Source organism: Paenibacillus sp. V4I3 (assembly GCF_030817215.1).
In the GTDB taxonomy this organism is placed as follows: Bacteria; Bacillota; Bacilli; order Paenibacillales; family NBRC-103111; genus Paenibacillus_E.
This window is the reverse complement of record NZ_JAUSZA010000001.1, coordinates 1,084,315-1,096,885: the sequence shown is the minus strand read 5'-3', so window position 1 is coordinate 1,096,885 and position 12,571 is coordinate 1,084,315. Positions and strand designations below refer to the sequence as shown.

Genomic DNA, 12,571 nt, shown 5'->3' with positions numbered 1-12,571 from the left:
GCAAAAGGTACTACTAACAATTTAAGGAAGGATGATTTGGGGACAATGGACAAAGACAAAGATAACCAAGGGATGACCTTAACGAATCGACAAGGTCATCCGATTTCAGATAATCAAAACATACGAACGATTGGAAATAGAGGGCCTTCAACGCTCGAAAACTACCACTATATCGAAAAAATATCCCATTTTGATCGGGAGAGAATTCCAGAGCGTGTTGTACATGCACGCGGTGCCGGTGCCCATGGATATTTTGAGGCCTATGGTAAAGTCGGTAATGATCCTATATCTAGCTATACTCGTGCCAAACTTTTTCAAGAGGCAGGTAAACAGACCCCTGTATTTGTCCGATTTTCTACAGTCGTTCACGGCAATTACTCTCCGGAAACATTTCGCGATCCCCGTGGGTTCGCCACAAAGTTTTATACCGAAGACGGTAACTGGGACTTAGTCGGCAACAACTTGAAGATATTTTTTATTCGCGATCCATTGAAGTTCCCGGACATGGTTCATGCCTTCAAACCAGACCCTGTTACCAACCTGCAAAACCCAGAGAAAATGTTCGATTTTGTATCGAATTCTCCTGAAGCCACTCACATGATTACATTCCTTTTCTCTCCATGGGGGATTCCAGCCAACTATAGACAAATGCAAGGTTCTGGTGTGAATACCTACAAGTGGGTCAACCAAGAGGGGCAAGCCGAATTAGTCAAATATCATTGGGAACCGCTGAAGCAAGGAATGAAGAACCTGACTCAAAAGGAAGCTGAAGGCATACAGGGGAAAAACGTAAGTCATGCCACGCAGGATTTGTATGAAGCAATTGAGCGAGGCGAGTACCCGGAGTGGGAGCTCTGCGTTCAAATCTTAAGTGATGACGAGCATCCTGAGCTCGACTTCGACCCGCTTGATCCGACTAAGCTTTGGGATCATAAACAATTTCCTTTTTTACCTGTGGGCAAAATGGTGCTGAATAAAAACCCCGAAAATTACTTTGCTGAAGTCGAGCAGGCAGCTTTCGGTACGGGGGTTCTGGTAGATGGTCTTGATTTTTCCGATGACAAGCTGCTGCAGGGCCGAACATTCTCCTACTCCGATACCCAGCGATACCGCGTGGGAACGAACTATCTTCAGCTGCCGATTAACGCCCCCAAAACACGTGTAGCCACGAACCAACGGGATGGGCAAATGGCTATCATGGTTGATCGGGCACCCGGGCAGAATCCGCATGTGAATTACGAGCCCTCCTCGCTTGGCGGGTTAAAAGAAGCGACTCCTTCAGGTAAAGAACATCAGCCTATGTATAATGACAAATTAGTCCGTGAAAAAATTAGCCGAACCAATGACTTCAAACAAGCCGGAGATACCTACCGCAAATTTGAAGATTGGGAACGTGATGAATTAATTGCGAATTTGGTAAATGCACTAAAGATATGTAAGCCAATTATCCAGAATACAATGATCGAGCATTTTACAAAGGCCGATTCTGATTACGGTCGACGTGTTTCTGAAGGTCTTGCTCAAGCTAACGTCGATTCAGCACACCTCGGTTCCGCTTCTGAAAGAGATGGAGCTGAAATTGCAGAGAACTCAGGAAAGCGTACAGATGGATATTAAAGATTAGCACAAATTAGTGACGAAACACTTGTTTCAGGAAATGACCGCGCAAGGCTCACAGCCTTCCGGTCATTTTTTCGTTTCCCACACTGTCCGAACGGAAAGTTTTTTGCTGCACTCATGGTATTAGACCATACAGACGTATCCCTTAATGAATAGTCTAGCTATTAGCTACTCCTTACCCATCTTAAATAAAGTGAGGTTGCTACATGGCAAATCCCTATACGAAACACCGAATTCGCAAAATTACTCGCCGCTTCGGCCTGCTGCCGTTGAGATCAGGCATGGTTGCTTCCTTTTACCGAGAAAACGCTATTATTCAAGTACAAACGGAAACTGGCACCTATGCCATGAAACCCTTTTTTCGAAATACACTCCTCCGCACGAGTACCGTTCATCAAATGAAAACAACGGCAGCGTATATAGAACTCTTGATGAATAGCGGATTCAGTTACATGCCCAAATGGCTCGCTACCCATTCTGGGAAATTATGGACTTTACATCGCGGACGCCCCTTCTATATGACGGAATGGATAAACGGAAAAAATCTGGCAACGAACGAAGATTTTGAAGAGCTTGGCCGGGCCCTTGCCACTCTACATACTACATCCAGTGGTCTCCTTGACACTAAAGGGCCCTTCACGTATAAACAAATCGAATTATGGAAAATCCAAGATCGACTCTTTCGTAGACGAATGGCAGCAGCTATCCAAACGCATGAACGGAACCGCAAATGGTACAAAAAATACGGAAAATACTGTAAGCGCCTTACCAATCGGGCATGGGCTAACTTAAGCAGCCCCGAGATCAAAACTCTTTTGGATAAGGAAGCGAAGCATCCCGCATTGATACACAACGATATTACTTCCCCTAATGTCATCATTTCTGAAAACGGCCAGCTCTTCATTATCGATTGGGACCGTGTTAAAGTTGGTTCCATCTATGTGGATCTAGCGAAAGCGCTCATGAACACAACACAATTCAATCCCGATTTCATATTAGCGTTGTTAAAGGGGTACGAAGAACGCCGTCCTTTAAACGAGACCGAGCGCAAATTAATTTCGTCCTTATATGGATTACCACGGGAAGCTTGGCACGCTACTCGGTTCCCTAATCACTCTAGAAGCCGTGAAATGCTTGATATTTTGGAAAAAACCTGGCATCCCCGGTTAAAAGCAATGGATTTATTAGATGAATGGACAAAATCAATCCCTAAGGAGAATGAGCATGAAGATGTCCATGAAGTCGTCAATGAAGTCACAGGTTGAACAAATATATGGCATAAAAATTAAAGAAACTTTTCAAATAAAAGATATTTATAAGATTCGGACCACGAACGAGACTTATTGTTTAAAAAGTTACGCTTTCCCAGAAGAGGAGGTCCGGTTTATTACCCGGATTCTATCCTATATGGATGAGCGTGGTTTTACTCGCAGTCAAAAGGTTTCTCCTACAGTGGAGCACTCCCCGTACATGACTCATGATGGCCTTTTCTACACGTTAACGAATTGGGTTGATGGACAGAGGCCGGACTTTACGAGGAGGAAAGACTTAAAGAGAGGCATTCGAACTTTAGCTAAGTTCCATTCCATAGCGGAAGGATTTCCTACAGTCGAAGCTCCGGAAGCAAGAATTCGATATATGGGGCTGGATCACGAAATTACCGAATATAAAACCCTGCTCAGTTCACACAAAATTACAGCACATTTAGCAGCACTTAGTGAAGACGTACTTGCCCATTTACAACAGCCCAAAGTGATAGAGGCCATCGATACGGAACAAAAAGCTTCTGCCTTTGTTCATGGCGATTACAATTATCCCAATCTCATGAAAGACAAACGGCGGAAGCTGCATTTGATCGATTTTGACAACACTTCGCTACACACCAGAATGAAGGATTTGTCCCATATTCTTCATCGAAATTGCCTCTGGGACGGTTCGGAGATGCTTCGTTGGATTGATTATTATCAGAGATATCGTCCATTGAGCTCATCTGATCTCTGCCTTCTTCATGCACTTTTATCTGCACCTTATCATGTGGTCCGGAACATTCGGATTGGCGGTATTCGTTCGGCCAAAGAGATTATTCCTACAGTCGTGCATTTGAATAAGTATCAGCGTGAGCTTAGGGCTTTACTGTAATTGGAGTTTAAACGCAAAAACCCCCAAGCTCACATTAGAGTGAACTTGGGGATTTTTGCGTTTATTTCGTTTTCTTATCTGCTTCTTTTAGTGCTTCTTCAGGTAACTTTTCACCTGCCAGCCCTCTTTACACATTACTTTTGTACTTTCACGATGGTCTGACCGATTACCAAAAATCCATTTAAAAAGCCTCGGTATTCTAGGTTTTCATTTGGTCCTGTCCAAGTAAAATCGGAGCGTTCGAATTTGAATTGTCCGTTCTTCGCTTGGTTATAGTAACCATTGTTGCTTGTTAATGCTTTAACACCATTAAGTGTAACCGTATTAAGGTCAAATCCTTCGCTTTTGAACCCTTCCGGTAAATTCACACGAACGGTAAACACACCATTATTGCCTTTGATTACTGTTGGTGTTACTTCAATGGAACCCGCAATGTAAACAACAAACTGTTTTTGAATCGTAGTACTTAAGCCTGCAGCATTACTTGCGTTTACTGTGATTGTATAGGTCCCAGGCTTATCCAATTTAATTGCACTTTCATTAGCAATTGGTTTACCCACAGATTCGCCTGGCTCTTTAATTGTCACACTATCGGAAACAACGCCTGACAATATATCTCGTGTAGAATAACTTACTGTTAACATCGTGTTGAGTTTGTACTCGTTATTCAAATTCATTGTGATTTCCGGTGCTGTGCGGTCAATCTTCACTTCTACGGTCTGTGCCTTCTCTTCGTTACCTGCTTGGTCAACCGAGTAGAAGCTCACTTGGCTTACGCCTTCTTGACTCACCGTCACGCTTGTGCCTTCTGTATACCCTCCGCCGTTCACGGAGTACAGCGTCTTGGCTACTCCACTTTGGCCATCCGCAGCTGCCAGCGTCACGGTTGCATCGGACTTCGTCCAGCCTTCTGTCGCCGTCGCTGTAGTCACTGGTGCTGTGCGGTCAATCTTCACTTCTACGGTCTGTGCCTTCTCTTCGTTACCTGCTTGGTCAACCGAGTAGAAGCTCACTTGGCTCACGCCTTCTTGACTCACCGTCACGCTTGTGCCTTCTGTATACCCTCCGCCGTTCACGGAGTACAGCGTCTTGGCTACTCCACTTTGGCCATCCGCAGCTGCCAGCGTCACGGTTGCATCGGACTTCGTCCAGCCTTCTGTCGCCGTCGCTGTAGTCACTGGTGCTGTGCGGTCAATCTTCACTTCTACGGTCTGTGCCTTCTCTTCGTTACCTGCTTGGTCAACCGAGTAGAAGCTCACTTGGCTCACGCCTTCTTGACTCACCGTCACGCTCGTGCCTTCTGCATACCCTTCGCCATTCACGGAGTACAACGTCTTGGCTACGCCGCTTTGGCCATCCGCAGCTGCCAGCGTCACGATTGCATCGGACTTCGTCCAGCCTTCTGTCGCCGTCGCTGTAGTCATTGGTGCTGTACGGTCAATCTTCACTTCTACGGTCTGTGCCTTCTCTGCGTTGCCCGCTTGGTCAACCGAGTAGAAGCTCACTTGGCTTACGCCTTCTTGACTCACCGTCACGCTCGTGCCTTCTGCATACCCTTCGCCATTCACGGAGTACAACGTCTTGGCTACGCCGCTTTGGCCATCCGCAGCTGCCAGCGTCACGATTGCATCGGACTTCGTCCAGCCTTCTGTCGCCGTCGCTGTAGTCATTGGTGCTGTACGGTCAATCTTCACTTCTACGGTCTGTGCCTTCTCTGCGTTGCCCGCTTGGTCAACCGAGTAGAAGCTCACTTGGCTCACGCCTTCTTGACTCACCGTCACGCTCGTGCCTTCTGCATAGTCTCCGCCGTTCACGGAGTACAACGTCTTGGCTACGCTGCTTTGGCTATCCGCAGCTGCCAGCGTCACGATTGCATCGGACTTCGTCCAGCCTTCTGTCGCCGTTGCTGTAGTCACTGGTGCTGTACGGTCAATCTTCACTTCTACGGTCTTTGCCTTCTCTGCGTTGCCCGCTTGGTCAACCGAGTAGAAGCTCACTTGGCTCACGCCTTCTTGACTCACCGTCACGCTCGTGCCTTCTGCATAGTCTCCGCCGTTCACGGAGTACAACGTCTTGGCTACGCCGCTTTGATCATCTGTTGCCGCCAGCGTCACAATTGCTTCCTTAGACCATCCTTGAATATTGCTTGCCTTTGTTACTGGAGCCGTTTTGTCAATCTTTACATAAATGATTTTTGTCGCTTCCTTGTTACCTACTTTATCTACAGAATAAAAAGATACTTTATTCGATCCTTCTTGGCTAACAGTAACGGCAGTCCCCGGTACGAAAGCTTGGTCGTTCAATGAATAGAACGTATTTGCTACTCCCGTTTCATTATCGGTTGCCGACAATGTTACTGCAGCACTTTGATTCGTCCAATCCGTTGGTGCAGTTGCTGTCGTTACCGGTGCTTCAGTATCGACAATCAGCTTTGCCTCAACTGTGTTGGAAGGATCCGATTCACCAAATGAATTACTATACGAAGATACATAGTATAGGTGGTTCGCATAAGATAGGTTATTTACTGTATAGGACAAGTTGTTTAAGTTTTTAACTAGCAATATCGGTTGTCCATTTACAATTTCATACACGTTATAACCATTAGCGTATGTGACAAAATTCCATGTAATTACAGCGCTCGTTTGACTTAGCAGCCTCGAACTTGCCACTGGGGACTGCATGTCAGGGAAAATAATATCAAAATTTAACCGATTGGAAGGTGCAGACTCTCCAAAACGTGTATTATAAATCACTAATTCGTAATAATGGGTTTTTTCTGTCAGGTTGAATAGCTGGGTTGTTAAAGCCGCACCTTTGTACATTAATTGGCGAGTATCGCCTGTCACCTCATAAACGCGATATTCATTTGCCCAAGTTGCCGTCGTCCAAGTTAATGTTAGATTATTAGCATTCGTGACTGTTCCTTTCAATTGCGAAGGCTGAAGTACCGGCCAAGTTAAAGTGAAAGTTGAGATCCCTGCCTTCGGAGATTCACCGAATCGATCACTATAGGAGTAAACCTCATAATTGTAGTCACCTTCTGGCATGTTGGTAAACGTTACAGTTGTACCCGTTTGTGTTTTTTTCAATTCTCTTTGACCATCTACGATTTGGTAGACACGATAAGCCGTAGCGTAAGTTACGGTTCCCCATTTTAAAGTAATATCATTGCCATTCGTGACACTTTTCGTCACATTACCCGGTGCTTCCATGATCGGATGTACCAGCTTGAATAAGAGCTCTTCTCCCTCCGGAGACTCACCAAAGCGACTGCTATAAGAGTGCACTTCATAGGTATAGTCACCTGCTGGCATGTTGGTATATGTTACAGTTGTTCCTGTCAGTGTGCTTTTCAACACCTTTTCACCATCAACTACTTGATAAATTTTATAAGATGTAGCGTAAGTTGAAGTTCCCCACTTTAAAGTAATGTCATTACCATTTGCAATCGTCTGGGTCAGACTTCCCGGCGCTTGCATCACTGGGAAAACTATGGATAGGCTCACTTTGCTTCCTTCCAGCGACTCTCCAAATTTAGTACTAACAGAGTGAACAACATACGTATGATCCCCTGCTGTCACATTCGTGTACGTTACTGCTAACGTGGTCATTGTACTTTTTAGAACCTCAGCACCATTAATAATTTCATAAACTTTATAGCTGTTAGCATAAGGTGCTGCAACCCATGTTAAAACCACGTCGTTACCATTCTGCGCCTTAGCTGCCAGATTACCCGGTCCTACCATTGTCGGCAGAATCAAATTGAAGCTAACCTCTGCTCCCTCTGGGGATTCTCCTAAAATCGTTGAATAGGAATCTACTACATATTGATAGTCCCCACCAGGAATGTTTGCATAGGTTACCGTTAAGCCTGTCAGCGTACTTTTCAAGACTTTTTGGCCATCAATAACCTGGTATACTTTATAACTTGTTGCGTTAGGTACAGAGGTCCACTTTAATGTAAGATCATTCACATTCGCCAAACTGTAAGTCAGGCTAGCAGGAGCTTGCATCGTTTGGTCGTTCAAAGTGAATGTCAATATCGTTCCCTCTGGAGATTCTCCAAACCGTGTTGAAACCGTATGAACTTCATACGTATAATCACCAGGCTCCATGTTGCTATAAGATACCTTTGTTGTCGCTACTGTACTTTTCAATACTTTTTGACCGTTAACAATTTGATACACTTTATAGCTGTTACCGTTTGCTGCTGCGTCCCAGTTTAATGAAAACGCCGTAGCCGATGTTACACTCTGCACCAAATTAGATGGCGGCAGCATTGTTGGAAGTACGATAGAGAAAGTTGCCTGGGCACTTTCAGCCGATTCTCCATATCGTGTGGAATTGGAGTGAATTTCATATGTGTAATTCCCTGATGCCAGATTCGTATAGGTCACGGTCGTTCCGGCTACTGTACTTTTAAGTACCTTCGAACCATCTACGATTTGATACACTTTATAAGCCGTAGCATTGGGTGCAACCGTCCAGGTCAGTACAACATCATTTACATTCTGGAATTTGTATGCGAAATTACCAGGAGCAGCCATAACTACTTCCCCTACCGTTAAGGCAACTTGGGTTCCTTCGGCAGACTCACCAAAACGGGTACTAACAGAATGAACTTCGTATAAATAATCACCCGCAGGCAGGTTGACGTAGGTAACTGTCGTGCCTGTTACCGTGCTTTTCAGTACTTTTTCATCACCGATAACTTGATAGATTTTGTAGGAGGTAGCATTCGGTGCAACCGTCCAAGTCAGCACGATATCGGTTAGGTTTTGTAATTTGGAAGCTAACGTTGCCGGAGGCGTCATCGTGACCGATCCTACAGTCAAGGAAACGGTGCTACCGTCTGTTGACTCGCCGAACAAGTTGCTTAGCGAATGGACCTCATATACATAATCGCCGGTCAGCATATTCGTAAATGTAACCGTCGTACCGGTTACTGTGTTTTTCAACACTTTTTCTCCATCGATTACTTGATAAACTTTATAAGAGGTTGCGTTGGTCGCAGCACTCCAAGTAAGTACCACGTCGTTCACATTTTGAAGTTTAAAAGTCAGGTTGCTTGGCGGCACCATCGTTCCTACGGTTAATGAAATCGTGCTGCCCTCGACAGACTCTCCGAAACGGTCACTGAAAGAGTGAACCATGTATGTATAATTTCCAGCGGGCAAATTCATGTAGGATACGGTTTTTCCCGTTATTTTACTGCTTTTTAATACTTTTTGATTATCAATAATTTGATAGACGTTATAGCCGGTTGCATAAGCAGCAGTATTCCACTTTAGTGTAACGTCATCGGTAGCCACCGTATACGTTAAACCGCTAGGAGCCGTCATCGTCAGATATCCTATAGCAGCTTCTACTGCTGTTGAGTTTGGAGATTCGCCATACAAAGGATGGCTAGCTGTTACTGTATATGTATATATTCCCTCTGCGGCGTTGTTGACGGTAAAAGTTCTCGCTGTCCCCGAATAGACTAACTTTCTTCCGCCTTCTTGATTTACATACAAATTATATGTTTGTACATTAGGAGCAGTTCCCCAGTTCAAAACGATATTGTTACCATTTTGTATGGTGTACGTTAATGTAGCCGGGGCAATCATATCCGGATAAGTAATATTGATATTCACCGGAGCACATGGGCCCGATTCGCCACCTGAACTTAAAGTAGACACTACATAACTGTATGAGCCCTCTGTCAGGTCATTTATGGTAAAAGAAGCTGTTGTCGTTGTCCCGACATTAATAAGCTGCCCATAGGTGATGCTGTATACAGTGTATCCTGTAGCTCCATACACCGGGCTCCACGTTAATTTCACATCATCAGGCGTTAGAAGTTGAGTAGCAAGATTGCTTGGAGGTAAGATGGTTCCGTTGTCTGTTGCTCCCCACGCATGTAAGGCTGGAAAGATTAATTGAACAAATAAAAGCAGTGTGAGAACCATAGACATTTGTCTTGATTTCTTCATTGACATCTGACTCCCTTCCCTTCTTATAATAAGGATTGATAGATCTCAAAAAAAGAAAAGAACCTTAAACAAGGTTCATAGAAAAACACTATGATTCCCTGTGGTAACCGGCTACCATGCACGTTTTTTAATACGCGTTTCAGGCCCTTGGCTTTGCGTCTCACAGTTTCCTGTAATTTGCCCTTTTCACTTGAGATTTCGATACTTCTATCTCTGCCATAATACTATATTCCTAGTAATTTGAATAGGTAAATTTAACTATAAGGTTCATGATCCGCATATATTCTAGTACTTTTGATCTTCTTTATTAGTTAAAATTCAATGATTTTCCTATATTTATGAAACTAACATTGTAAATTCGACAATATTTGAATTGATACCCCTTACATATAATGTTGTATACAAGATAAACATTGAACTATTTAGAGTCTTTCAAACAAAAAATTGACCATGCTTCTACAAACGTAGATAGCATGGTCTATTTTAAGTACCCTCAGACTTCCAGAGTGTTTCACAAAATTAATTCTGTCCTTCTGCTATACCTTAGTTAGCAATTTTGCTCCATACAGGGTACTCTTCCAAGTACCCATATTCGTTCAATTCCTTAAGTGCCTTGCGTATGCTATGTTCATCCTCGCCCGATTCACTGGATAGTTCCACTAGATCGTCTAGGTTGATGTTCGGGTTCTCTTTGCAAAACGTAAGCAAGCCCTTAGCAGCCCAGGAAAGCCGATCGTCTTGGAAATCTCCAACCATACGGCGGAATATTTTGTGCGAGACAATTCTCAGCTCTACGAGTTGCTGCAAAGCTTTAGTCGCCTGCTTGAGATTCATGCGACCGAGCTTAGCAATATCAGATAATCCTGGAATGTTCGATTCCGAAGAAAAACATTTCAAGACGATAAAGGTCATTTGTGTATAAATATCCATGCCGGGATGGTGAAAAACTTCATCTGAAAGATTAAAATGACGCGCTGCGTCCTTAGCTTGTCCGTTGTCCATCTGATGTCCTCCTTTTCATTACCATGGAGTTCACCTACTCATTATTGTTGCCATGATCCGAGGGCTGTACTAGCTTTCCCGAATTGTGCCGAGATTGCCGGAATATTTGCGCCAAACTGAATTTTTTCTGATCATTGGCATCCGGGATCTCCTTCTTTGGCTGGTTGAAATCATCATTCGCTTCATGAGCAGGTTCAATAGGCTCTGCCGACTCCATGTCACTATAGCTGTCTGCTAGAGAAACGGCCTCATCCATGTCCGAGACCATTTTTTTCCCGGGAAATAATTCCGTAATCGGTCTCCTACCCGATTGCTCTTCTCGAACATACCTTGTCAAAATATCCATGATTCCTTGACTGAAAATGCCTTCCATTTTCAATTGGTTTAAATAATCGATGACCTCAGGCGGTGTGTCTGACGGAATATACAGGGTAACATCCTTACCTGAACGAACGTAAACGGTGGATCTCCGCTTTTTCAATCCGATTCGCTCCCGCTCTCGGATACTCCTTCAGAATCAGCACTAGCCGCCGCGGATTCGTCCGCATGTTTCAGTGCGTGGTCAAGCATAAGAAAGGTGCCTCGCACATTTCGGAATTGGCTGTGTTCCACGGTATCAAACTTAATGGGCAGGCCCAGCTCGGCGTTTAATTTCTCAATCCAAGGCTGCAAAACGACCGCTCCACCACCGATAAACCAAAACTCATTGGCGTAACGAACATGCTTCCAAGAGTTGCGGGCGTATTTCAGCACTTTTTCCGCTAATATGCGCATATGCCGGTTAATAAGGCTTGTCATGTCAAAAACAACCTTACCCTCCGCATAAATCTCATACTCTTTGTTGACCAGCATGAGGGTCAATTCCGCCGTGCTTGCGATCAATTCCTCACCTTGCGAATTAACCTCGTTGCGAATGCTCTCTAAAGCATCATTGAGGTAGATCTTAGCGCCAGTTGAGTGCCGTTGATCCAGATCGAGACCGGGTTTGAAGAACGCGATATCCATGTCGACACCGCCTACATCCGCAATGCCGAAGCCTTTGTGGGATAGATGTGATTTGGAAGTAGCCTCAAGGTCGTAAACACCGGAAACATCGTCTATGCTGATATCGGTAGGAAGCGAAAATTCCATTTCCACCGTTATCCCTTTAAATACGGGGGTCGTCCCGAATGTAACGGAATGTACGCCTCCTGTAATCTTATGAGCAAATTCCTCGCGGAATTTCGTTATTTCACGAATCGGCAGACCTGTACCCAAGTTGACAGCGGCTTTTATCCGCTTTTTCCCCCGCCTGATGGCATCCTCATGTTTCTTGGCAATGGCATACGCCGCAGCCGTAAGGAGTGTCACCATTGTTTCGGGTCTCTGGGCCTTCTTTTGCACCGCTTTATCCCCTACAATTTCATGAATAATCCCTTCGTCACCGATCGCTAAGTTACCCACGTAAACATGTCGGTACTGATCGCTCTCTATCGAAGGCGATGTAATCTGTACGTCAAGAAAATCCAGGGGATCACCTTGTTCCATCAAAAGAAATCGTTCACCAAACGGTTGCGCTAGTACATTAGGGAAAATAAAGTTATTGTCCAAATGGTCGTAAATCACTTTAACGTGACTGCTGCCATTATCAATAGACAGCGTGATGGTAGTGGTTAAGACTTCGTTCTTTGTCAAGTCTATTCCCCTCTCCGGTGGCCTTATTTGAGTTTATATAAAGATTCGCGTTACAAGGGCCAATTGAGAGGGTATTTGGAGAAATTGGTATTTTTAGCAGCTAGTTGGAATGAAGTTTAAAGTTTAAAGTTTAAACTTTGAAGTTTAAGATTTAAGCTTTA

Annotated in this window: 7 protein-coding genes and 1 riboswitch; of the genes, 3 read left to right on the top strand and 4 right to left on the bottom strand. The window is 44.4% G+C overall.

What is annotated here, in order from left to right:
• Positions 1–45 precede the first annotated feature (45 nt).
• From QFZ77_RS05205 to QFZ77_RS05195, 3 genes are all read left to right on the top strand, one after another.
• Positions 46–1,617 (top strand): catalase, encoded by a 1,572-nt coding sequence (locus QFZ77_RS05205; RefSeq protein WP_307437038.1) that lies wholly within the window; start codon positions 46–48, stop codon positions 1,615–1,617.
• Positions 1,618–1,826: 209 nt separating this feature from the next.
• Positions 1,827–2,885, top strand: coding sequence for a phosphotransferase (locus QFZ77_RS05200; RefSeq protein ID WP_307437035.1), 1,059 nt, complete (start codon positions 1,827–1,829; stop codon positions 2,883–2,885).
• Positions 2,845–3,759: a phosphotransferase gene (locus tag QFZ77_RS05195; RefSeq protein WP_307437033.1), complete on the top strand. Its 915-nt coding sequence runs from the start codon at positions 2,845–2,847 to the stop codon at positions 3,757–3,759. The genes QFZ77_RS05200 and QFZ77_RS05195 overlap by 41 nt, the downstream gene beginning before the upstream one ends.
• Before the next feature lie 134 nt (positions 3,760–3,893).
• Here QFZ77_RS05195 and QFZ77_RS05190 read toward each other — a convergent pair whose 3' ends face one another.
• The 4 genes from QFZ77_RS05190 to QFZ77_RS05175 form a co-directional block, all read right to left on the bottom strand.
• Positions 3,894–9,734, bottom strand: a complete 5,841-nt coding sequence (locus QFZ77_RS05190; protein WP_307437030.1) for an OmpL47-type beta-barrel domain-containing protein — start codon at positions 9,732–9,734, stop codon at positions 3,894–3,896.
• Positions 9,735–9,833: 99 nt separating this feature from the next.
• Positions 9,834–9,926: riboswitch (cyclic di-GMP riboswitch) on the bottom strand.
• Between the two features lie 351 nt (positions 9,927–10,277).
• Positions 10,278–10,736, bottom strand: a complete 459-nt coding sequence (locus QFZ77_RS05185; protein WP_307437027.1) for a hypothetical protein — start codon at positions 10,734–10,736, stop codon at positions 10,278–10,280.
• A gap of 34 nt (positions 10,737–10,770) precedes the next feature.
• The gene (locus QFZ77_RS05180; protein ID WP_307437023.1) at positions 10,771–11,217 is read right to left on the bottom strand and encodes a hypothetical protein; all 447 of its coding nucleotides are present in this window, start codon (positions 11,215–11,217) and stop codon (positions 10,771–10,773) included.
• Positions 11,214–12,410 (bottom strand): ParM/StbA family protein, encoded by a 1,197-nt coding sequence (locus tag QFZ77_RS05175; RefSeq protein ID WP_307437021.1) that lies wholly within the window; start codon positions 12,408–12,410, stop codon positions 11,214–11,216. The genes QFZ77_RS05180 and QFZ77_RS05175 overlap by 4 nt, the downstream gene beginning before the upstream one ends.
• Between the last annotated feature and the right edge of the window lie 161 nt (positions 12,411–12,571).

What these genes read in the sequence shown, in the direction of transcription:
- QFZ77_RS05205 (WP_307437038.1), top strand. Translation starts at nt 46, where the DNA reads ATGGACAAAGACAAAGATAACCAAGGGATGACCTTAACGAATCGACAA.
- QFZ77_RS05200 (WP_307437035.1), top strand. Translation starts at nt 1,827, where the DNA reads ATGGCAAATCCCTATACGAAACACCGAATTCGCAAAATTACTCGCCGC.
- QFZ77_RS05195 (WP_307437033.1), top strand. Translation starts at nt 2,845, where the DNA reads ATGAAGATGTCCATGAAGTCGTCAATGAAGTCACAGGTTGAACAAATA.
- QFZ77_RS05190 (WP_307437030.1), bottom strand. Translation starts at nt 9,734, where the DNA reads ATGAAGAAATCAAGACAAATGTCTATGGTTCTCACACTGCTTTTATTT.
- QFZ77_RS05185 (WP_307437027.1), bottom strand. Translation starts at nt 10,736, where the DNA reads ATGGACAACGGACAAGCTAAGGACGCAGCGCGTCATTTTAATCTTTCA.